Origin of the sequence: Paenibacillus sp. FSL K6-4396, assembly GCF_038002525.1 — a bacterium.
GTDB lineage: Bacteria > Bacillota > Bacilli > Paenibacillales > Paenibacillaceae > Paenibacillus > Paenibacillus amylolyticus_B.
Genome location: NZ_JBBOCR010000001.1, coordinates 5,681,844 through 5,704,066 on the forward strand (window position 1 = coordinate 5,681,844; position 22,223 = coordinate 5,704,066).

A 22,223-nucleotide genomic window follows, 5' to 3' on the forward strand; every position below is an offset into this window, starting at 1 on the left:
TTTCTATGTATGTGCAAATTGAAGCCATCCTATGCCGTCTTGCCGTTTTTTATTTGCATGAAGTACATAGGTATGTAAAAAGTGTACGTGGATCAATAAAATTAGTGTTCATCCATATACTTACTTCATTTTCTATAAAATGGATGTAACAATTTAAAAATAAGGCACGCAATAATTCACGTGCCTTATCGTTTATTCAACTGACAAGTTGATAACAGCTTGTCTTATTTTTCGTCAGCTTCTGCAACAACTTCTTCAGCTGGAGCTTCAACAGGTTCAACAACTGTGCTGTTCTCAACAAGAACGTCAATCGTTTTACGCAGTTTCACTTCATCGCGAAGGCTGTCCAGGGAACCATTACCCTCGAGGATGCCACGGATCTCATCAGCAGGACGCTTGTAAGATTCAGCCATTTTTTCGAGTTCTTGATTCACTTCTTCGTCAGATACTTCAATGTTTTCCGCTTTACCTACAGCTTCAAGCACCAGGTTGTTGCGAACACGTTTGGAAGCATCTTCTTGCATTTGTCCTCTCAGGTCAGCTTGAGTCTGGCCAGAGAAGCTCAGGAACATTTCAAGGTTCATTCCTTGATTTTTCAGACGGTTGTCGAAATCACGCATCATGTTCTGTACTTCGCTGTCAACCATTGCAGCAGGAATGTCCACTTCAGCGTTCTCAGCCACTTTTTCTACAACTGCATTTTCAGTAGCAGCTTTGGCTTCGTCAGCTTTACGGGATTCCAATTGTGTTTTCAGGTCAGCTTTGTACTCTTCAAGTGTGTCGAATTCGCTAACATCTTTAGCAAACTCATCATCCAATGCAGGAAGTTGTTTGCGTTTGATTTCGTGAATTTTCACTTTGAATACCGCTTGTTTGCCAGCAAGTTCTGCTGCATGGTAGCTCTCTGGGAAAGTCACTTCTACGTCTTTGAAGTCACCTGTGGACAGACCCACAACTTGTTCTTCAAATCCAGGAATGAATGTGTTGGAACCCAGTTCCAGGGAATAACGCTCAGCTTGTCCACCTTCGAAAGGTACACCATCAACGGAACCGTCGAAGTCGATTACTGCAACGTCACCGTTGGCAGCGGAACCTTCGTCAATTACAACGAGTTCAGCGTGACGTTGTTGAAGACGCTCAAGTTCTTCAGTCACTTCTGCGTCAGTTACTTCACCTTTTGCTACAGCAACTTCGATTCCTTTGTACTCACCAAGAGTAACTTCAGGTTTCACAGTTACTTTTGCTTTGAATTTGAACGTTTCGCCTTTAGCGAATTGTTCAACATCTACGTCAGGACGATCAACCGGGAAGATATCCGTTTGGTCGATTGCTTCTGTATAGGCTTCAGGAAGCAAAATGTCGATTGCTTCTTGATAAAGGCTCTCTACACCAAAACGCGCTTCGAAGATGGAACGTGGTACTTTACCTTTACGGAATCCAGGTACGTTTGCTTGTTTAACCACTTTATTAAAAGCTTTGTCGAGTGCTGCAGTTACACGATCTGCATCCACTTCAACCTCAAGAACCCCAAGGTTCTTCTCTATCTTTTCCCAAGTTGCTTTCATTGTATACTTTCCCCTCCAAAATTCACATGTTCACGTAGGCAATCACGTACAAAATAACCATTTTAGTATAAACAAGATTAGATTCTTTTTCAAGGGGAATCCCTTGATACAGTTTAAGGAAAACGTTTCCGGCCTCGATTAACCATCCAAACCGGCAGATACAAATTGTTTCATGGAACGATAAGCCTGCTCCAGTCGAAAGCGCATCGCGCCTGTCACAGCATACATTGAGCGGGTATTTTCCTCATCATGAGAACCACCCAGACTATCTGCAACGGTCATATGTAGAGCTGCTGCCCATATATCTGTCATGGAATCATTTTCTTCCAGCATCGATACATAATCACGGGTTCCATACACCGCCATGACATATTGTATCCACAGTTCCTGGGCAAAATAAAAGAGCGTAGGTTCATGAACCTCCGTCTGATCTGCCACTCGTTCCAGAATCTGAACGATTTGGATTGGGAATTCCTCTGGTCTAAGAGGCACGGTGTCGATCTCGACTTCAACCTGCTCTTCGCCTCTCGTAAACAGGATCATACCTTGAACACCTCGGCGACGCAAGGTTTGCAGCACCCGGAATTGAAGCAGAGGGTGAAGCGACTTATCTTTTAACCAACTCGTAAGTGCCTCGTCAATCTTCGGCAGATCAAGATAGGCCAGCTGCTCCAAAGCCAGCATCGTCTGTTCAGACAGAGGCTCCTCCATCACTGTGCGAAGCATCTTATCTGCATAGCCATCATCCTGTTCAAGCTTCATTCGGGCATGATGCCGTGCCATGTCTTCCTCACTAATCTCTTCTTCCTCTTCTCGTTCATCAAGAACGGCAGGCAAGGTTTCTTCATATTGAGGAAACGCAGCCTGAAGCCATTCGAGCAGGGCCCGCCATTCATCATAGTGGCGCTCTTCCTGTCCCTGACATTGCAGCAAAAAGTGAAGCAATTTCATCGCTTCACCATACCGTTCATTTTCAAGCATAACTGTCAATTGAATCTGGTAATAGTCCAGCGTCTTAGGAAACAGCACAATATTGTTGTTATGCTCGGTTTCCGGGGTCGTGGATTCCTTAATGGGAGCACCTCCTCTATATCCTGAATCTCCAGTCGGAATCAACATAAATAGATGTATATATTAAAACGATTGTTGATCTATTTTCTGAGTTCTCCTGATATTCTAACATAACCTTAAATATAATGAAAAAAACGTTACTGCCGCCAAATATCATATACGAAAAATAGTTTAAAATAAAATGCTTGATATTCCTGTATGCATATGATAAAATCAATTTTGCTTGAAAAAAATCATGTCTCAGTAGCTCAGCTGGATAGAGCAACGCCCTTCTAAGGCGTCGGTCGGGGGTTCGAATCCCTCCTGGGACGTATTAAAGAAAACTTCCTTTGGGAAGTTTTTTTTGCGTTCTGGGGATGAGAACCCCTATGGTTCGTCGAAGCATCCGCTTCGTTAGCACCACTTCGCAGTCTCGACTGCAAGGAGAGTATCCCTCCTGGGACGTATTAAAAGAAGCTTCCTTCGGGAAGCTTTTTTTCGTTCTGAGGATGAGAACCCCTATGGGTCGTCGGAGCACTCGCTTCGTTACATATCTATGTCGCTTCAACAAAATGTTTGCATTAGCTCATTTCATGGGTGACCATGTCTCAGTATCGATGTTCTAACGAACATCGGACACTTTATTTGACCCAAATTCAGCATCATGGAACTCTAACGAATCATAGAGAGCTTATTTCACCATTCCGGGGGATTAACTCACCTATTTGCAATTTATAGGCTGATTAAGGTCGCTGAGGTTCGTTAGAATCTGAAAATAGCGATTTTACCCATTATAAGACCTCGTGGATTCGTTAGAGTTCATAGGCTAGTCAAGGCACCCACGGTCCATTGGGTGTTTTTTCATTTCATTGCTCAATATTGACATAGAATGTTATGCTTACGGAGTGGATTATGTACCAATCCATACATATTAACTTCTTAGGAAACAGGAGATTTTATCAATGTCATCTTCATTACAGCAGCACTCATCTATCCATACCGAGGAAGAACATTCTTCGACATCCAAAAGATTCGGCCTGTTGTTAGCAGGCATTATCGTCATCGCCGCTACCATGAGATCACCGATTACAGCAACCGGACCTGTAGTGGAGATGATCCGCTCAGATACAGGTATCGGCCATACAATGGTCGGGCTTCTGACCTCACTTCCTTTGCTTGCCTTTGCAGCTGTCTCTCCTTTTGCACCACGCCTAGCCAAGCGTTTAGGACTCGAATCTGCTCTGCTATTGGCTGTTATGATTGTAACCATTGGGGTGGCCTTACGCTTGTTGCCTTCCGTTCTCTCCTTATATGCAGGAACTGCAATTTTGGGGTGCGGCATTGCATTTAGCAACGTGCTTTTGCCAAGTTTGATCAAACGTGATTTTCCATTGCGGATAGGTATCGTCACCGGACTATACTCTGTATCCATGAATATATTTGGCGCCATCGCCTCAGGTGTGAGTGTACCCGTAGCAGGAGCCACTTCTATGGGTTGGCGTGCTTCGTTAGGCATGTGGGCCTTGTTGTCCATATTGGCGCTTCTCTTGTGGCTCCCCCAGATCGCCGCAGGACGTCAGCGAATGTTATTCATAGCCACCCAGAGTGCAGGGACGCCTGTACGTCTACGGACCTCTTCCCTGGCCTGGTTCATTACTTTATTTATGGGTCTGCAATCTCTAATATTCTATACAACGATTACCTGGCTTCCCGAGATTCTCGCTGAGCAAGGATTCAGCCCCACCTCAGCAGGGTGGATGCTCTCCCTAATGCAGTTGGTTAGTGTCCCTGCTACCTTTATCGTTCCGATCCTCGCCGGCCGAACACGAGATCAGCGTGTTCTAACCGCGATAACGTGCTCTTCTTTGATAGTCGGGTATGCATTATTGTTAAGTGGCATCGCTTCGCTCGTTACCATTGGTGTCACGTTGGCAGGAATAGGTGCTGGAGCTTCATTTGGCATGGTAACGATGTTCTTCGTCCTTCGCACAAAAGATGCCAGACAAGCTGCCAGCCTGTCCGGTATGGCCCAGTCCTTCGGATATATGCTGGCCGCAGTGGGACCTCTATTGTTTGGCATGCTTCATGACTGGACAAAAGGATGGACACTTCCATTGCTAATCCAGGTCATTCTGGCCATCGCTTTGCTAATCGCAGGGATTCAGGCCAGCAAAAATAGAATGATCGGTTAGTCACACAACTCATATATAAAAAAACAAAACGGCCTCCATCCTGAAAATCAGGATGGAGGCCGTATATGCATAGAACAATTCCTTCATTAATTTATTCAATTTTAATCAATTTCAATGAGGAATGAACTCACTTCACTTTTACCTTAATCGTGTCTGTGCTGGTAACTCCGGCAGAGTTAATTAACTCTGCCCGATACGTATACGTGCCCGATGCTTTCCCGGACAGTGTAGTCACAGCACTTTGCGCATAAGGTGTAGCCGAACGGAGTTCTTGCGTATCGATCAACTTATCATTTTCATAGAGACGATACTCTGTAGCGTTGGTCCCCCACCACAGGTTCATGGTCACCTTATAATAGCCGTCGCCATCCCAGTTATCGTGAGAGAGAACCGCTTTGCCTGGCGTTGCGTTGGTAACCCGAACAGTCAACGTTTGACTACGCGTTGTTCCCTTGTCGTTAGTCAGCTCAGCCACGTACGTATACGTGCCATTGGCTTTGCCCGTGATCTTCGTCTGAGCAAACTGCGCCCAAGGTGCGTTGTAAGTCAACTTTTGCGTATCAACCAAAACCCCGTCCTCATATAACTTGTAGCTAGTTGCGTTCTCGCCCCACCACAGGTTCATTGTAACGATATACGCGCCCTCTGGTAAGCCGTTGCCTACCCAGTTATTGTGAGACAATACAGGCGTACCTGGGGCCTTAGTTGCCGGAGTTTCTGGTTCGGTCTCCACGGCTTCCAATTTCAGTGCCGTATTGGCTGTACCCGAAAGCCCCTGTTGGTCTTTTACCGTAAGTTCAACAGCATACTCGCCTGCTTCAATTCCCTCCAAAGGAAGGCTGAAGGTACCATCAGCTTGTACTTCAAAGACTCCTTCTTTATAAACCGAACCATCCTCTTTTTTCACAACATACGTTGCTTCCAGGGAAGCGGCCGGATCAAACGTGATGTCCCACCCGCTGGCAAGCGCAGGTGCTACACGGAAGTACAAGTCTTCCACGCTACCATTAAGAACAGCAGACTCATCCTCTTTGAACTCCAACGCTTCTGGTGCAGTTACAGCCGGAGCTGTCTTTTTCACCAAAAATGGCGAAGTGTCTTCCTTATAGGTTTTGCCGTCCGTACCAATAGTAGTGATATCAACGGTGTATAAACCATCCGGAATCTCTGTCACTTCATCAGTTGTGTAATCCGCATATGTGCCGTCCCAGGCAAGATTATATCTTGCGTTAGCATTGAAATTATAATAGTTACCGAAAATGAAACCGATATAACCATCTTGATAATATCCACCTTCCGGATTAAGACCATCAAAAATCTCAATCAGGGCGAATGTCATCGGATTGTAGAATTCCATCGCTACATTAAGCGTATCCAACGTACCATCAGCCTTCAATGGATAGTGAAAAGGATTTTTTTCAGTGCCTTTTACGGTTTCAATATATTTAACTCCACTCAACGTAAGGTTGAAATGAGCAACATATGGCACAGTAAATGTATTGGTTCCGTTCGAGAACTCAATGTATCCTTGTGCTTCTGTAGTCGCAGTAACCCCTCGTGGAACGGTAATTGTCACTGCAAGCTCTTCCTCACCATTCAGTGTGAAGGAACTCTTGTCTACCGCAACGGATACACCAGCAACATTACGAGTTGGATTCACATTTACGGTGTAATCCCCTCCACTGCCATTCCGCGCTTCAACTTTAATCGTTTTGGTAATCGTCTTTTCATCTGTGCTCAGGAAATTACCGTAGTTGATGCTTCCGGTGATATTTTCCTTTTCAACAACAGCGCCACTTTCGGTGTACTGAGTTACATCAAGCACCTTGACAAAAGCAACAGGGTCAATAGTATTCACAGCCTGAATACGGCCAGCACCTTGATCAAATACATCAAATTGGGTTGTATCCAACACTTTACTATTGTTCATCAGCGCAACTTTGATATCAAATGGCGTCCATTCCGGATGCTTCTCGATCAGCAGCGCAATCAAACCTGCTACATGAGGTGTAGCCATACTTGTACCTGATTTACGATCATAAGCCTGTGCGTAATCTGCGTCTGGCTCATCCTTGCCGTAGGCAGGAATCGTAGACAGAATGCTTGTACCTGGTGCAACAATATCCGGTTTGATGTCAAGTGTTACCTTGGCAGGTCCGCGGGAACTGGATGAATTCATTTCATCACCCGGCGTTTGGCTGCGTTCAAAATCACTAAAGCTTACTTCAACGGCTTGGCCTGCGTCCAACTCAGCCTTGATCACATCCCCATCTTCCTTGGACATGCTCAGTGTTGGAATGAGTTCAAAGTTATCGCCCAGACTCACACCGATTGGACCCGGAATGTTGTTATATACAATAACAGCCAAGGCTCCGGCTGCTTTAGCATTGGCGATTTTCTCTACAAATGCGATTTCACCACGCTGTATTAATGCCACTTTACCTGTAAAATCCTGACCTTCAAAATCAGTTGGCTTACCCAGTGCTGCATATTCAAGCTCATATTTCCCTGTCAAAACAGTTTCAGGGTCTGCCGACAGGCTCCATCCCATCAGATCCAGACGGTAAACCGACTCAGTAATAGCCAGTGGAGCTTCAGTCGGAGCAACTACAGACTCTTCTTCCACAGGGGCAGCTTCAGGAGAAGCTTCAACGGGTGCAGAAGGTGATACAGATGGAGTATTTTCTTCCGTTGTAGCTTCTTCTACATTCGGAACTTCAGCTTCGTTAGAAACTGTGTCCTCCACAGCTGCTGCACTTTCCTCATCAACCGTTGCGGGTACACCTTGCTCTGAACCTTCAGGCTCTTCTGTTCCAGGTGCCGTACCCAGTTCAGGAGATTGTTCAACCTCTGGCACCGGTTGTTGTTCAGGTTGTGCCTCTTCGCCTTCCTCACCAATCCAGAAGTGAGTATCCGCTGTAATGAGCTGACTAGGACCTGTTGAGTTACCTACCGTAATCGCCATCGCAGACGCCCCTGGAGAACCAAGTGTATAACGGTTAGGTCCGTCATTGCCACTGGCAACTACTGCTGTCACACCAGACAGCATCGCATTATTCAGGGCTACCGAGGTAATATAACTTGGATCATTAGCGGCATTCCCCAAAGAGAGATTAATTATATCCATGCCATCTTCAACGGAACGATCAATTCCGCCGAGCACCCATGAGGTTTGACCACTACCATACGGCCCAAGTACACGGTATGCATAGATATCTGCTTCAGGAGCAACGCCAACAATCCCGTAATCACCTGCTTCACGAGCAGCAATGGTACCGGCTACGTGCGTACCGTGGGATGTATAAAAGGCACTTCCCCTTTCGTTAAACTCAGGTTCCCCTGAACTTTTCCATTCTTGATACGTTGCTTCATACGGGTCATTGTCGTTACCAACAAAGTCCCATCCGCCTTTGTAAGCTTCCTGCAAATTAGGATGCTCATAGTCAATCCCTGTATCGATGACACCCACTTTGATGCCATTTCCTTTGTAACCCAGATCCCATACTTCAGGTGCACCAATAAAAGGTGCTGTGTCTTTCATGTACGGGTTCACTTCATCTGTCTCAGGCGCTATTGTAAATTCAAGGTCAGGATATACGCTGACCACGCCAGGTATTTGAAGCAATTGTCCCACCTGGTTTCCTTTAAGCTCAATCGCTACACCATTTAGGGCATATGCATATTCTTCCAATACTTCATGTTTGATTTTCTTCTGAGTGAGGCTATGTACAAATGACTGTTGTTGTTGCTCAACTTGAGTCACAGCCTTTGTTTCCATAGAGGAGGTAAAAGATTTTCCAGAGAGGGTTGATTCACCTTGCGCTACTGCAACAGGTTTATTGGAAAGCTCAACGATCACTCGGGTATTCTCTCCACCCAGGCCTTCCAAGCTTTTATCCAAAAATGGATCTGCGGCAAGTTTGGCTTCCCGTCCTGCAAGAATCTCTCTCCATTGTTTGGCTTCGGCTGTACTGGGTAAGTTCTCAAGCTGAATAACTGAATCTGCGGGAGCGGCTCCAGCCGCGGGGAGAATAATGGAAAAGACCATCAGAACACTTAATAAAGTGGATATCAATCGTTTACTCAAGGCTTTGCCCCTCCTTTTAAATGTGAATACGTCACCAAATGATGGGTTCCTGCTGTTTGTGCGTACTGCAATACACACTCCAATTTCACCACCTATCTGCAAGAAGTTTGACCCTTGGTAAATTATTCTATCAAAATACCACATTTTCCTTCTAAATACTTACAAATATGATATAGAAATTACTTATATGGGTCTTGAGTACGATAAAAATATCCATTTGTAATTATTTGTCGTTTGAATATTTCATTTTTAAAATAATGCATCAAAAAAAAAGACCAAGAGCCTCTTTATCCGAAAGAGATTCCTGGTGTATAGGGGAAGCGTCGTTAGCATACAAAGGATCTTGATAATTCGTTTAACATCGATAAAAATTGCTACATATCACAAAATTCTACTTATTCTGGCTTCACGGCTTCAATACGCAGACGCTTGTAATCGGCATACAGAGCATCATCTTTCCAAAGGTGAGGCTTCACGATCTGACTGGTTTCCTTGCATATTTGTTGTATCTCTTCATGACTGAGACTTGCAAAATAGTCGCCTCCAAAATGAGCCAACCAGCCTACTATACCCTGCTCACCATCTGCCAGTCTGGTAGGACGCTCGTAGTGATAGGCCTGTCGCACCACAAATCCACGTTGTTCTAAAATATGGCTATATTCTCCGATCGACGGAAAATACCAAGGATTACGTTCCGATGCACGAATGTCCGTGCTCCGCTCCATAACCTGCTCTAATGCATTCACAATGGTCTGAACATTCCCTTTACCACCGAATTCTGCTATAAAACGCCCTCCGGGCTTCAAAGATTTCCATATACTATCCACCACTAATCGCGGGCTTCGCATCCAGTGCAGGGCTGCATTGGAGAAAACGGCATCATACAGTCTTTTCGTCTCAAACTGATGACCGTCTCCTTCCACGAACTCAAGTTCAGGGAATTTCTCCCCCGCACGGCGAATCATGTCTGGCGATGCGTCCATGCCAATAACTTCAGCTCCGGTCAGAGAAATTTCATGCGTCAAATCCCCTGTCCCGCAACCCAGATCAAGAATGTATTCCCCTTTTTGTGGTTGAAGCCAAGAGATCAGATTTTTGCCATATCCCGACACAAAAGCCAGTTTGTTATCATATTCGTCTGCTTGCCATTGATTTAATGATTTCATGGATACCACCGTCGCTTTCGTTATTGATATCCTCATTGTGGCATAGAATTGTTTATTCTTTAAATATATAGATTCTATATTGTTTATAGGTATAATCAATAGGACACTTCCTCTGAACGCAAAAAAAACTTCCCGAAGGAAGTTTTCTTTTTTTACGTCCCAGGAGGGATTCGAACCCCCGACCGACGCCTTAGAAGGGCGTTGCTCTATCCAGCTGAGCTACTGAGACAAATATGTATCATAAATTTTCGGCGCGGTTCTTATTATACTCTGATTTCTATATTTTTCAATAGTTTTATAAAAAAATTAATAATTATACTTAAACACCGGTTCAAACATGTACTTTACCGTATTATTCTCATACTCCAGCCCCTTTGAGAATATGATAGCTTGAACCAGGTTATATTGAGGAGATTGGGACATTTAGAGTAAGATTAACATCAGACATTTTCAATGTCAGAATTGCTGGGTAATCTTTTGCATACATACATTTCAATGATCCATTGAAGGAGAGAATCGTCATGAGACAGCTTTTATCAGCCCTATCCTATTTCAGTATTTTCTTTGCCCCGTTCCTGTTTCCGATCATTATATGGATTGTTGCCAAGGATGATTACATTGAGGGACATGCAAAACGCGCCTTATTCTCACATGTATTCCCCTTTCTCGCTGCCATTCCGTTATTTTATTTCTTCGTGACTGCGCATAGTCTGGGTTCCGCCGTCGGGTTTGTCATTCTATTCTTTGTGATCTACGGATTAAGCTTTGTGTACAATGTGGTTAAAGGGATTCAAGTACTGCGCGAGTATGCTTGATCACATCTCCACCTGATCTGACCATCGCATAACAAAACCCGCCGTTCAACAACGGCGGGTTTTTCCAGTTACAGATACAGTCAGAGCAACCGGCAACAGCAACAGGTCACATCTACATATAGCTCAACATTGAACTCTATCCCGCTAACACCACATGTATTGCTGGAGCGTTACCTGTTAAGCCTGCCCGATCAGATAACGTTGAAGTGTTGGACCAAGCAAACCAAAGGAAAACAACTCACTTTGAAACCGAGCTTTATCTTCTTCTACTGTCATACCTTCGCTGTTCTCAAATGCGACTTCTGTCGCCTCTTCAAACGCAGTATGCATATTATTGTTATACCAGTCGATCGCCGAATCGGAGTGATTGCGTACAATCCGAACAACTTCCAGCGAATTTCCGGGCTGGGTTGAAGCCACGTATACAAGTAACGATGGATCTCCGGCATTTCCAGGCTGCACTTCAACCTCTGCACAAGACAATCCATCCACCTCGGTTAATCTGCGTATTTTGGCATCTTGAATGGCATACATTCGTCATCGCGCTCCTTTTCCTTTGTGCTTATCATGTACTTTGTTCAATCTGGTATCGTGTCTCTGGTGTGCCCAATCGGTAAATCTCTCGATACACCTGTTGTAATACCGTTTCATACGCTCGGTTTACGGACTCCTCCGGTGTATCTGGCCATGGGAATACCATGCCAGGAAAGGCCTCTTCCTCCTTTTCCTGCATGAGGCTCAGCAGTCCCAGTAATTGCTCCGCTTCCTGCGGCGTTGCCTGAATGATCCACTCATACGATGTTACCGACGGATCCGGAATAACGGAGCGGCCCATGACAGACACATAATACTTCATACTGTCCATTGCATGTTCTCTCCTTCACAGGCATGTTGAGGCCGTTGTCCCTAGAACTAGTTTCCGAAGAGGACAGACATTTTATGCCTGCTTTCGGCATATATTTGTTACGACCTCTGACGAAAAGACAACATTTGCTGGTTGCCAGTAACTAAGCAGCCATACGGATGAATGACTCGACCAAGAAAGGATGAACAAACCATGTGCGGTATTACCGGCTTCATACAGTGGAATCGGGATTTGACCCAGGAATCAGAGCTGCTGGTCCGTATGACGGATAGCTTGTCGAACCGGGGGCCCGACGCTTCAGGTACATGGATCTCCAATCCTTGTGCCTTTGGACATCGGCGTCTTAGTGTAATGGACCCCGAGAACGGCGCACAGCCCATGCATGCGTTACAGGGAGATACCTCCTATACCGTCGTGTATAACGGAGAACTATACAATGCACCCGAGTTGAAAAAGGAATTGCTCCAGCGGGGGCATCAGTTCCGCACGCAATGTGATACGGAAGTGTTGCTCGCCTCTTATATTGAGTGGGGACCGGCATGTGTTGACCGGTTTAACGGTATTTTTGCTTTTGCCATATGGGATGGGGGACGCGAACAAGTTTTTATCGCACGAGATCGCCTTGGCGTTAAACCTCTTTTCTACAGTAATAACAAAGACACACTCGTATTTGGTTCAGAGCCCAAAGCTCTGCTCATTCACCCGGATGTGGAAGCCGCTGTTGGCCCGGAAGGATTGGCCGAAGTGTTTATCGTAGGGCCTGCACGGACACCAGGACACGGCGTATACTCTTCACTGAGCGAACTCAAGCCTGCTCACGCGCTGATCTATAACCGAAATGGGATCCGAACCTATGCCTATTGGAAACTGGAAAGCCAGAACCACGAACATAACCTGGAAGAGACGGCAGCCGAGGTACGCTCTCTCTTGCAAGATACACTGGAGCGCCAGTTGGCTTCGGATGTTCCGGTATGCTCTCTTTTATCAGGAGGACTGGACTCCAGCGCCTTGTCTGCATTAGCCGTGGATTATTACAATCGGACCGGGCAAGGCCAAATCAGTACGTATTCTGTCGATTATGTGGATAACGCCAAGCATTTCCAGGCGCATTCCTTTCAGCCGGGTGCAGATGGACCCTGGATTAAGCGAATGGTGGATGAACTCAAGACCGATCATCACTGGATTGAGATTGAGAACGGAGAACTGGTTCATGCACTAACACAGGCCATGTTAGTAAGGGATCTGCCAGGTATGGCGGATGTAGATTCCTCGCTCTATTTGTTCTGTAAAGAAATTAAAAAAGGGGCCACCGTTGCCATCTCAGGCGAAGCAGCGGATGAAGTATTTGGCGGCTACCCCTGGTTCCATCGAGAAGATATGCTGAACTCCGGTACGTTTCCGTGGTCTGTAGCGCCTGATATGCGAGCAGCGTTGTTATCCCCGGATATTCGGGAATGGATTCGGCCACTCGATTATTTGGCAGACCGCTATTCGGATGCAGTGGCTGAAGTGCCTCTGTTGGATGGGGAAACAGGTAAAGCTGCACAAATGCGGGTGATGTCCTACCTAAACATTACCCGTTTCATGCCTACACTTCTGGATCGCAAAGACCGGATGAGCATGGGGGCAGGACTGGAAGTGCGGGTACCTTACTGTGACCATCGTCTGATCCAGTATGTGTTTAACATCCCTTGGGAAATGAAAATAACCGGCGGGCGGGAAAAAGGTATTCTGCGTAAAGCACTCGAAGGTGTCCTGCCTGACGATGTGTTATATCGCAAAAAGAGTCCGTACCCGAAAACACATAATCCGCAATATCTGGCCGCGGTCAAACAACAGGTACTTGATATCCTGGATGATCCCACATCACCTATTTTGCCTTTGATTGACAAAGCTCAGATCCGGAATCTTGCGTCTTCACCAGATGCAGCTTCCAATCTCCCCTGGTTCGGACAGTTGATGTCGGGTCCCCAGTTATTTGCTTATCTGACTCAGATCAATACCTGGTTGCGGACATATAAAGTCGCTATTCGTTAAGATCATGTATGCATTGATTCAGCATGATGAATTATTTAAGGGTGCCCAAACACTAACTACTGTGTTTGGACACCCTTTTATTACTTTTTTATAAGAATCTCTGTACGTATGCGCTCATTCTTATCCACATTCCACTCATCTCATTTTATTGCACTTTGAAACGACTGACGGTCTGTTGCAACTGTTCTGCCATCAAGGAGAGATCATTGGCTGCGGAAGCGATCTCCTGCATCGCAGACAACTGCTCCTCTGAAGATGCACTCACTTCTTCTGTTCCGGCGGCCCCCGTTTCGGTCACTTCCATGATTGTTTTCATAGACCTATTAATCTGTTCTACACCTGTTGACATTTGCTCAATTGAAGCAGAGACTTCCTGTGTTTGCCCAGCTACGCTTCCAACCGCCTCACGAATTTCATCAAATGTGGCTCCCGCCTGGTGAACAAGTGCAATCCCCTCTTGAACCTCTGCGGATACAGCCACCATAGATTCAGCAGCATTTCGCATTCCCTTCTCAATCGATGCCACCAACGGAACAATTTGATTAGCAGAAAGCGCAGACTGCTCAGACAGCTTCCGAACCTCTGTAGCAACAACCTGAAACCCTCTTCCCTGTTCGCCAGCTCGTGCAGCCTCAATAGCAGCATTAAGGGATAAGAGATTCGTCTGTGCTGATATTTCCGAGATGCTGTCCACCATTTTCACAATATCCTGAGAGTGCCTGCTCAGTTCCTGGATCACGACCGACAGATTCGACACCGTCCCTTGTATAGAATTCATTTGACCTATCGCAGACTGAACTGACTCGCTACCCGATATTGTTTTTACGGAGACTTTGGTAGCTTCTTCAGACATATGGAGTGTGTTCTCCGTAACTTGTTGAAAGCCTGTCGTCAACTCGTTCATCGTCTGGAATCCATCACTCGCCATTCGAACCTGTGTATCCATACCTGTTGCAATCTCACCCATTGTGATGGCCACTTGCTCTGTGGCGGTTGCTGTCTGTTCGGTGCTTGCCGTCAACTCCTCTGAAGAGGCAGCTACCCGTTCTGCACTGTCTCCTACCTGATGAATGAGTGTACGCAAATTGGCAGACATGATATTAAAGGCTTGGGCGAGATCACCAATCTCATCCTTGTTACGGACCACAATAGGCTCACCAGTCAGATCTCCGGCTGCAATCCGGCTCGCGGATTGGGCAACAGCAGCAACAGGCAAGGATATCATTCTGCCAATGACATACGCCACAAGTGCCCCGATGAGAAGAGAAGCCACTCCAATAATTGCAATCCACCTAAGGACTTGCACAATCTGAAGATTAGCCTCCACAACGCCTGAGTTCATGGCATCTTGTTGATGCGTTTCCATGCCTTCCACAATGCCTTCAAATTCAGAGATCAAACTTGGGGCTGTGTCCTTCAGTAATCTTGAGATTTCACTGTTATTCCCCTGTCTTGTCAATGTCATAATCTGCTGCGCAAGTTCATAATATTGGCTCATCGCTTCATCTGAGCGTGAAAGGTAATCTTTCATCTTTGAACTTGAAACTGTTGATTTTAATTCTTCATTTAACGCTATGTAATCTTCATAAGCTTTATTAAATGCCTGTTCGTTCTCTGCATTGTCTTCCAAAATATAATTTCTCAAAGCAATCTGCTGTGATTTAAGATCAATCGACATATTTTTAATGAGCAATAGTTTGCTTGTTCTATCATTGATTAATTCTGTATACGTTTTCTCAACGGCTATAAACTGCGTATATGTTATAACCGTTATAGCCACCAATAATAACAGCACAGATGAGAAACCCATAAGTAATTTACGGCTAATTGAGATTTTTTTCATGTGTACTCCCCCGAAAGTTCAGATAACGTGCATGATGCTTCCTACATCCACCCTCCTTTTAATTTATTTAAGACTTTAGACCCAATTAAAAATATAATTCGTAATTATATGTACAAATACTATTCATAACAGGGTCTTTTTTCCTATTCATACTAACCCAAAAAATATGAAATTTGAATCATAAACTTAAAATATTATTTTTCGAAATTGTCAAGTCCCTTTTAAAATTGTACACAAACACTAACTCTAGTCCGGTAAAACAAAAAAACACCTTCCAGTAGGCAAGTCCAAACCAAAGGTCTGATCTTGCCTATACTAAAAGATGCGTTTGAAGTTACGCTGATATGTGGTTTAGAAACAAATAAACATAATCCAGCTCCCCAGTGGAATAGCTAAATATGAAATGCCGGTCAACGAATCAATACCGGATTGCGTTCAAGCAGCCCGCTGCCAAACGTTTCTCTGAACGGGGAATCCTCCATATGGATATAACCGATGTAACAGCCACATTTTTTCATACGACAAGGCCGATCCGCGGCCAAAGCCTGCAGACCATCGCGATACAGATGTCCAATGATTCGACGATCCTTGTAACACCGCTTCACATGCCCTGACCCTTGTACATAAAATACTTCGGAACCGGCAGCACAACGTTTGCCCAAGCTCACATAATCCTGCAGATTTCCTTCAAAAAGCGGATCAAGCCCACGTAAAAATTGAACCTCTTCCGGCGTGTAATACTTGGGCCGATCTTTGAAGGCATTTACCCACATATACACATCATCCGGCAAAGCCTGTCTCATGGACTCGATTGCGGGGAAAGCACTACGGAGTCCGACAGTACCGACACTAAAAGCAAGTCCCATCTGACGCAAGGTCAGACATTGTTTTACAAAAGAAGCCTCTTTTGTCTCACGAGGATGATACGTCGCCCAAAAGGCTGCTTTATTCGCATCCAGCTCTCTCGCCCAATCCAGTTTGACGGACAGGTTGGTTTGAATTGCAACTTTATCCACATGTGGCATATGTGACAGCTCAACCATCGCTTCCCGGTACCAACGACGCACCAAAGCTTCACCGTAGGGATTGAAGAATAACGAAAATTGATGCCCGGCACGCTCTTGCTCCCTGACCCAATTCACAAATTGACGCAATTGTTGTTCATCCACTTCCAACGTCTCTTTGGAATCCACGGTTTTGCTAAAAGGGCAGTATGGACAGTCGTAATTACAGGAAGACAACTTCCCCCGATAATACAAAGTCGCTCTCATGAGAAAACAAACCCTTCCATCTGTTCACGAATTTCGGCAGATATAAGCCAATCTCCAATCGCATCGGAGTAACCTAGTCCTTCTTCTGTCAGACGCAGCACCTGCTTGTCCTCATCGCTCTCCAACTCCGCCACGCCCTCTGTCAACAGTTCAGCCAACCAGACATAGTCGGACATCACATCGGTACCAAAGCGCTGTTGGTAGTCAGACAACATCAATCCCTCCCGATGCAGCAAGGCTTTCAGAATAAAGCGGCGTCTCTGTTCCTCACGGCTTAACACGATACCATAATCCGCCACATCGTAGCGCTCAGTCGCCACATAATCGGCAATGATGCTCTGTGTGGCCTTGTAACTCACGCCGTATTTGGATGCATAGTGTACTTCACTCGTATAAGAGCGTGCACCACATCCCAGACCAACCATGCCCTCCTCCTGACAGCTATAAGGCAAGAGCACTTTGGAGGACGACTGTTCCTTGGCAAATCTGCGCATCGAATATTGCACATAACCTTTGCTTTTCAATGTCTCACGTGCAGCTATATACAGCTCCATCCGAATGTCAGGTCCCTGACGGCGAATATCTTCAGGCTTCACGATTGTATTTTCCCGTGTGTACAAGGGATAGATAAAGATCTCGCCCGGTTCATAGGCCAGAACTCTTTCCAATGAATAGATCCACGATTCCACCGTTTGACCCGGCAAACCATAGATCAGATCCAGATTTAACAATGGGAAATCATACCTAGTAAGCTTCTCAAGCGCTAGTTCAACTTCCTGCGGTTTTTGTGGACGATAGATGGCAGATGCTTCAGTTTCAATGAAACTCTGGATACCCATACTAATACGATCCACACTTCGCTCCTTCATAATGGCCAGCTTGGCGTCCGTAACGGTATCCGGCGACGTTTCCACCGAAATCGATGCTTGCGAAGGGTCTAGTCCCATCACATGTTCGGCAATATCAAACAGACGATTCAACTGAACCTCATTTAATAATGTAGGCGTTCCTCCACCAATCGCAAACCGGGAATACGGTCTTCGAGATGTAATGGGTGCCCAGTGCTTCGCCTGACGTTCCAGCGCATCCACATAACGTTCATGCGTATCATCCCGTCGATCCGGCAGGGTGAACAGATTACAGAATCCGCAACGTGCAGCACAAAAGGGAATGTGCATATATAAAAAATATGTATCGGTATTTTCTCGTTCCCACATTGGCCCCAGCGGCAGTGGTGGGTCAAGCTCCCGATATGCGGTCTTGTGCGGGTATGAGTACAGATACGAACGATAAGGGAATTCGAGTACTTCACGAAGACCTGTAATCGTTGTATTGGATCCGGACTGATCGGAATGGCCTGTTGTCATGGGTTGAGAATGATTGTCCATCGGTCTCCTCCTGTCTCCGGTTGTTATCATCATCATAAGATTAACACGTTTAAGAGTAATACGTTCTATACTAAAAATTCACGGTATGGCACCGTCCAGACGACATCATGTGCAAGCCGGTGTCCTTGATACCCGTCTTCACCGTAAGCTGTACCATGATCGGAAAAAGCTAAACAAAAGGCAGGTCGAGAACGTTTCCTTATCGCCTCGAACAATGGCCCAAGTGCCTCATCTACATATCGAAGTGCAGCCCGCTGAGTCTCCACAGAGTCCTCCTTGGCACCTTCTACAAAGTATTTATTGGGACCATGAATGGCCGACACGTTCAAAAACATAAATATCTTTTCATCTGGCGGCGTCTGTTCAAGCAGCTTCAATGCATGCTGTACCTGATGTTCTGTCGATTTGGGGTTGGTTACCCCAAAGTTCATTCGCCAATAGCTGTGTTGGAAATAACCGGGCAATACTTTCGCAAGCGGGTTTTTTTTCGTAAAAAAAATGACGCCACCAATACAGATGGTACGGTAACCTTCAGCTGCGAACCCGGATACGATATCCGGTGTATCAAACAGCCAGGTATGCGGATGTGTCTTGAGTCCGGTATTCCGGGAATGGAACAATCTTACATGAGATGCCTTATCCGTATTGGCAGGAGTGGGCATAAAACCACCAAAAAAGGCGTGGTGCGCTGCATATGTAAAACTACCCGGGGTATGACGCTTCTCCCATGGACCCGAACCACACAGATTGGGACAATTCGCCTCTTCCAGCTTGGCTACGTCATATCGTAACGTATCCAGCGTAATCATCAACAGATCATGGGAGCCCACAATGGTGTTCATATCAGGCATGTTGAATAGGCTCCTTTCGTAAAAGTTCCATCTCCCACTCATAGGTTCCTAGGCCATGATGCTCAACCCTGTATAACAGATCTCCAAACGGATTCACATCCAGTACATAGGCACGCGGGTTCGAACCACTAGTAAGCATCACATCAATCCCGGCTGACCATGAGTTGGGAAATGCAGACATAGCTGCTTGCGCTGCCGTCCGAACCAGCGACATCCGGTGTTCATCCAGACCAGCTTCAGCAGGCAACATACGTTCATTGCGCAGATGCAGATTGGTTATAGGGGTACGACTAAGTCGCATAATCGAATGGCCTGCCTGTCCACCCGCAACCAGTTGGCGAATATCATAGGCCCGCTGATCAAGCGTAGCTTTGGGCATCCACCGTTCAATCTGTGCACCTTCTGCACATAACCAGTTCATCAGCGTAGCAATCTCTTCACCGCGGGTATACTTGCGTAGACGTCCTTCATTGAAGAAAATCGTCTTGCCCTGTATCTGTTCCATCCCCATCGTTGTTACAGCGATCTCATCACCCGTTCGGGGATTGACTTGATAGGCTACAACTCCTGAAGCCCCGGAGCCACTTGCGAGCTTTACAAATACACGGTTCATACCGGCATATTGCATAGCTGTACGCAAGTCGGTGTAACTTCGAATCGGCTGTGAAGACTGGAGCGTAGGAGGTACCTGAACCCCATGAGAAGATAGATGCTGCTGACATGTTCTCTTGTCAAACATCAATTGGATATCGGCGGGATCATTCAAGAATCGGACTTCAGGCCATATTTTCCGAGACTCACGGCCGATTCGATCCAGACATGCTTTCCAGCCACGGAACCACTGGGCAGGAGCGTATATTCTTCCCCACTGCTGTTCCAGCGCGAGTGCCTGTTCTGCGGAAAATGCTTCTGCTCCCATTTCACCCGTTAATGTTGACGGTGACGTATCGTTCATAGCTCCAAGGAACAGTAGCTCACATTCCACTTTCCAATCCTCTCCAGGAGCATCTATTCGAATCAGGGGTACGGGCAGATTGGAATCTACTGTATCAGCGATGGTTCGTCCGTGCCTCCAATTCTGGAGCAATTGAGCATAGGGCAATACAACCGCAGGTTTCAAACCCAATCTATGCCTAGCCTCTTGCAGCCCCTGTGTTCGTCGGTTATCAGGGTTTCCGATCAATAAAAAGGGCTGATCTTGCGTTAAATCAGGTACATCTATTGGTTGATGCAGATTCTCATTCATTTCCTTTACGCCTGACATCGACTATTCTGTTAACGATGGATAGCGCCAGTCATCCTCATCACTCTGTTGCTGGTCGCTAACATCTACAGATATACCGGATTGGTTCCAGCGACTGATCATTTCATTGGTCATGTAATGGTAACTTAGATCAAGATGTTTCAGTTTCTTGATCTTGTCACTGGCAAGCAACACCTCGGCCCCTTCATCGGACAACGTCCCTTGCGATAGATCCAGTACTTCAAGTTGATCCAGAATAGGTGCTTCAGCTGCTGCTTTTGCAATCTCATCCTGAATTTCACTGTCTTTCAGACCCAAGTAAACCAGCTTTGGAAATAATCCTTTTTCTAGCAAAGGGAGTACATCTTCAAGTGATCCATTGAAACCATAATTATCCACACCCAGGTACAGTTCCAGTTTACGCAATTCAGGCAACTTGGCATGGGTGATTGAAGATAACACTTCTTTCGGCAGACCACCACAAATAATAATCAATTCTTCAAGCTTGGCATGCTGGAGTGGTTCCAGACTGAGGCCGCTACTGCCCATTACAGAGAATGATTTTAATTCTGGAAAGGCACCTAACAGCGGTGTGAGATTGGTCTGGATAATCCACGATACTTCACATTCTTCGAATCCCATATCTCCAATAAACAGTTTCTTCAATGACGGAAAACTTGGAGCCGACTCGACGAGCGTACTCATGAACTCATCAGGCGAATTTTCATAAGCCTGTCCCCAATCTCCGATGACCAGACTTTCCAATGAGCTGGCCTCCGGTTTAGCTGCCAGTTCCTTAATTAACTTTTCCATACGAATGCCGTCCTCATAATCATCGTAAGATACAACAAGCTTCACTTCTTGCATGAGTAGATCCCTCCGTTTAAGGTTCATATGTGATTCGTTAGTTTGAATGTTAACCCATACCACACAAGGCTTGCAACTTCTTCCAACTCCAGTCCCAATGAGATTCCCAATCGTGCAACGTAAACTAATTTTTATGTAGGTATAAGAACACGTGTTCTGATGTGTAGTCGCAGAAATAGCTAACTTCAATTAGGTATATGGATGGACTATCACCAAACCCGATCAAATACTTTATTTCATACAAAAAGCGTTAATGGCGGATGAACCATCCCATCGGAATGCTTCTCTCCTTCCATTAACGCTTTGATGTTCACGTATCATGAAGTTAAATCAAGAAATCAAGATGTTTTGTTTATTCTTAGCCTTCAAGTCTGGATACAAGCGCTCTCAGCGCATGACCACGGTGGCTAATCGCCTGCTTTTGCTCCAGCGTCAGCTCTGCCATTGTCATTTCGTATTCAGGTACATAGAACAGTGGGTCATATCCAAAACCGCCAGCACCCGCAGCTTCAGCTGTAATCCAGCCTTCCGCAGTGCCTTCCGATTCATATTTATCACCTGTTGTCGGGTCGTACAGTACCAATGCGCAGACGAATCGAGCCGGACTTAAGAGCGGCTGCTCGGTGTCCTCACCGGATTTCAACGATTCCAGCGTCTCCAGCAACTTTGCATTGTTCTGTGCATCCGTTGCTCCTTCGCCTGCATATCTCGCTGAATAAACTCCGGGCTCCCCGTCCAACAGATCTACGCAGAGTCCAGAATCGTCTGCCAGTACGGGCAAACCAAGCGCGTCGCCTACTGCCTTGGCTTTCTTCCAGGCATTTTCCGCAAACGTTACGCCATCTTCCACCACATCCGGCAGCTCCGGATAGTCAAACATGCTCTTGACCTCTTTGCCAAGCGGTGCGAAAGCATGAGCGAATTCACGGACTTTACCCGCATTGCGGGTAGCAACAATGAGGATTGGGCTGTCCAAACTCATC

16 protein-coding genes and 2 tRNA genes are annotated in these 22,223 nt (G+C 45.9%); 4 read left to right on the forward strand and 14 right to left on the reverse strand.

Annotated features, from left to right (window positions below):
- Window positions 1-224: 224 nt before the first annotated feature.
- Together tig and MHB85_RS24885 are read right to left on the reverse strand one after the other, a co-directional pair.
- Window positions 225-1,565 carry a trigger factor gene (tig, locus tag MHB85_RS24880; RefSeq protein WP_091011867.1) on the reverse strand — a complete coding sequence of 447 codons (1,341 nt, stop codon included), beginning with the start codon at window positions 1,563-1,565 and terminating at the stop codon, window positions 225-227.
- Between the two features lie 138 nt (window positions 1,566-1,703).
- Window positions 1,704-2,684, reverse strand: coding sequence for a hypothetical protein (locus tag MHB85_RS24885; protein ID WP_411735364.1), 981 nt, complete (start codon window positions 2,682-2,684; stop codon window positions 1,704-1,706).
- A 189-nt stretch (window positions 2,685-2,873) separates the two neighbouring features.
- Here MHB85_RS24885 and MHB85_RS24890 point away from each other — a divergent pair.
- Both MHB85_RS24890 and MHB85_RS24895 read left to right on the forward strand, forming a co-directional pair.
- Window positions 2,874-2,947: transfer RNA gene (locus MHB85_RS24890), tRNA-Arg, on the forward strand.
- A 630-nt stretch (window positions 2,948-3,577) separates the two neighbouring features.
- Window positions 3,578-4,807 (forward strand): CynX/NimT family MFS transporter, encoded by a 1,230-nt coding sequence (locus MHB85_RS24895; protein WP_091011865.1) that lies wholly within the window; start codon window positions 3,578-3,580, stop codon window positions 4,805-4,807.
- A 127-nt stretch (window positions 4,808-4,934) separates the two neighbouring features.
- Here the strand turns inward: MHB85_RS24895 and MHB85_RS24900 are convergent, their stop codons facing one another.
- From MHB85_RS24900 to MHB85_RS24910, 3 genes are all read right to left on the reverse strand, one after another.
- Complete coding sequence (locus MHB85_RS24900) at window positions 4,935-8,894, reverse strand: S8 family serine peptidase (RefSeq protein WP_341073850.1); 3,960 nt, start codon at window positions 8,892-8,894, stop codon at window positions 4,935-4,937.
- Between the two features lie 395 nt (window positions 8,895-9,289).
- The gene (locus tag MHB85_RS24905) at window positions 9,290-10,060 is read right to left on the reverse strand and encodes a class I SAM-dependent methyltransferase (protein ID WP_091011863.1); all 771 of its coding nucleotides are present in this window, start codon (window positions 10,058-10,060) and stop codon (window positions 9,290-9,292) included.
- A 155-nt stretch (window positions 10,061-10,215) separates the two neighbouring features.
- Window positions 10,216-10,289, reverse strand: a tRNA-Arg gene (locus MHB85_RS24910).
- Between the two features lie 292 nt (window positions 10,290-10,581).
- Here MHB85_RS24910 and MHB85_RS24915 point away from each other — a divergent pair.
- Entirely contained in the window at window positions 10,582-10,875 is a 294-nt protein-coding gene (locus MHB85_RS24915; protein WP_017692583.1) for a DUF4870 domain-containing protein, read from the forward strand.
- Window positions 10,876-11,052: 177 nt separating this feature from the next.
- Here the strand turns inward: MHB85_RS24915 and MHB85_RS24920 are convergent, their stop codons facing one another.
- Complete coding sequence (locus MHB85_RS24920; protein ID WP_105601142.1) at window positions 11,053-11,409, reverse strand: hypothetical protein; 357 nt, start codon at window positions 11,407-11,409, stop codon at window positions 11,053-11,055.
- A gap of 31 nt (window positions 11,410-11,440) precedes the next feature.
- Window positions 11,441-11,740, reverse strand: a complete 300-nt coding sequence (locus MHB85_RS24925; RefSeq protein WP_017692581.1) for a hypothetical protein — start codon at window positions 11,738-11,740, stop codon at window positions 11,441-11,443.
- A gap of 192 nt (window positions 11,741-11,932) precedes the next feature.
- Here MHB85_RS24925 and asnB point away from each other — a divergent pair, with 192 nt between their 5' ends.
- Window positions 11,933-13,777, forward strand: a complete 1,845-nt coding sequence (asnB, locus tag MHB85_RS24930) for an asparagine synthase (glutamine-hydrolyzing) (RefSeq protein ID WP_091011855.1) — start codon at window positions 11,933-11,935, stop codon at window positions 13,775-13,777.
- Between the two features lie 145 nt (window positions 13,778-13,922).
- Here the strand turns inward: asnB and MHB85_RS24935 are convergent, their stop codons facing one another.
- The 7 genes from MHB85_RS24935 to MHB85_RS24965 form a co-directional block, all read right to left on the reverse strand.
- Entirely contained in the window at window positions 13,923-15,620 is a 1,698-nt protein-coding gene (locus tag MHB85_RS24935; protein ID WP_341073851.1) for a methyl-accepting chemotaxis protein, read from the reverse strand.
- A gap of 410 nt (window positions 15,621-16,030) precedes the next feature.
- Window positions 16,031-16,891, reverse strand: a complete 861-nt coding sequence (locus MHB85_RS24940) for an STM4011 family radical SAM protein (RefSeq protein WP_341073852.1) — start codon at window positions 16,889-16,891, stop codon at window positions 16,031-16,033.
- A complete protein-coding gene (locus MHB85_RS24945; RefSeq protein WP_445739043.1) occupies window positions 16,888-18,279 on the reverse strand; it encodes an STM4012 family radical SAM protein in 1,392 nt (463 codons plus the stop codon). Before MHB85_RS24945 ends, MHB85_RS24940 begins: the two co-directional genes overlap by 4 nt.
- Window positions 18,280-18,344: 65 nt before the next feature.
- A complete protein-coding gene (locus MHB85_RS24950; protein ID WP_091011849.1) occupies window positions 18,345-19,130 on the reverse strand; it encodes an STM4013/SEN3800 family hydrolase in 786 nt (261 codons plus the stop codon).
- Window positions 19,123-20,376, reverse strand: a complete 1,254-nt coding sequence (locus tag MHB85_RS24955; protein WP_341073853.1) for an STM4014 family protein — start codon at window positions 20,374-20,376, stop codon at window positions 19,123-19,125. Before MHB85_RS24955 ends, MHB85_RS24950 begins: the two co-directional genes overlap by 8 nt.
- 21 nt (window positions 20,377-20,397) lie before the next feature.
- The gene (locus MHB85_RS24960; protein ID WP_091011848.1) at window positions 20,398-21,240 is read right to left on the reverse strand and encodes an STM4015 family protein; all 843 of its coding nucleotides are present in this window, start codon (window positions 21,238-21,240) and stop codon (window positions 20,398-20,400) included.
- A gap of 358 nt (window positions 21,241-21,598) precedes the next feature.
- Window positions 21,599-22,222, reverse strand: coding sequence for an XTP/dITP diphosphatase (locus MHB85_RS24965; protein ID WP_091011846.1), 624 nt, complete (start codon window positions 22,220-22,222; stop codon window positions 21,599-21,601).
- Between the last annotated feature and the right edge of the window lies 1 nt (window position 22,223).

What these genes read in the sequence shown, in the direction of transcription:
- tig (WP_091011867.1), bottom strand. Translation starts at nt 1,565, where the DNA reads ATGAAAGCAACTTGGGAAAAGATAGAGAAGAACCTTGGGGTTCTTGAG.
- MHB85_RS24885 (WP_411735364.1), bottom strand. Translation starts at nt 2,684, where the DNA reads ATGTTGATTCCGACTGGAGATTCAGGATATAGAGGAGGTGCTCCCATT.
- MHB85_RS24895 (WP_091011865.1), top strand. Translation starts at nt 3,578, where the DNA reads ATGTCATCTTCATTACAGCAGCACTCATCTATCCATACCGAGGAAGAA.
- MHB85_RS24905 (WP_091011863.1), bottom strand. Translation starts at nt 10,060, where the DNA reads ATGAAATCATTAAATCAATGGCAAGCAGACGAATATGATAACAAACTG.
- MHB85_RS24915 (WP_017692583.1), top strand. Translation starts at nt 10,582, where the DNA reads ATGAGACAGCTTTTATCAGCCCTATCCTATTTCAGTATTTTCTTTGCC.
- MHB85_RS24920 (WP_105601142.1), bottom strand. Translation starts at nt 11,409, where the DNA reads ATGTATGCCATTCAAGATGCCAAAATACGCAGATTAACCGAGGTGGAT.
- MHB85_RS24925 (WP_017692581.1), bottom strand. Translation starts at nt 11,740, where the DNA reads ATGGACAGTATGAAGTATTATGTGTCTGTCATGGGCCGCTCCGTTATT.
- asnB (WP_091011855.1), top strand. Translation starts at nt 11,933, where the DNA reads ATGTGCGGTATTACCGGCTTCATACAGTGGAATCGGGATTTGACCCAG.
- MHB85_RS24935 (WP_341073851.1), bottom strand. Translation starts at nt 15,620, where the DNA reads ATGAAAAAAATCTCAATTAGCCGTAAATTACTTATGGGTTTCTCATCT.
- MHB85_RS24940 (WP_341073852.1), bottom strand. Translation starts at nt 16,891, where the DNA reads ATGAGAGCGACTTTGTATTATCGGGGGAAGTTGTCTTCCTGTAATTAC.
- MHB85_RS24945 (WP_445739043.1), bottom strand. Translation starts at nt 18,279, where the DNA reads ATGGACAATCATTCTCAACCCATGACAACAGGCCATTCCGATCAGTCC.
- MHB85_RS24950 (WP_091011849.1), bottom strand. Translation starts at nt 19,130, where the DNA reads ATGCCTGATATGAACACCATTGTGGGCTCCCATGATCTGTTGATGATT.
- MHB85_RS24955 (WP_341073853.1), bottom strand. Translation starts at nt 20,376, where the DNA reads ATGAATGAGAATCTGCATCAACCAATAGATGTACCTGATTTAACGCAA.
- MHB85_RS24960 (WP_091011848.1), bottom strand. Translation starts at nt 21,240, where the DNA reads ATGCAAGAAGTGAAGCTTGTTGTATCTTACGATGATTATGAGGACGGC.
- MHB85_RS24965 (WP_091011846.1), bottom strand. Translation starts at nt 22,222, where the DNA reads ATGAGTTTGGACAGCCCAATCCTCATTGTTGCTACCCGCAATGCGGGT.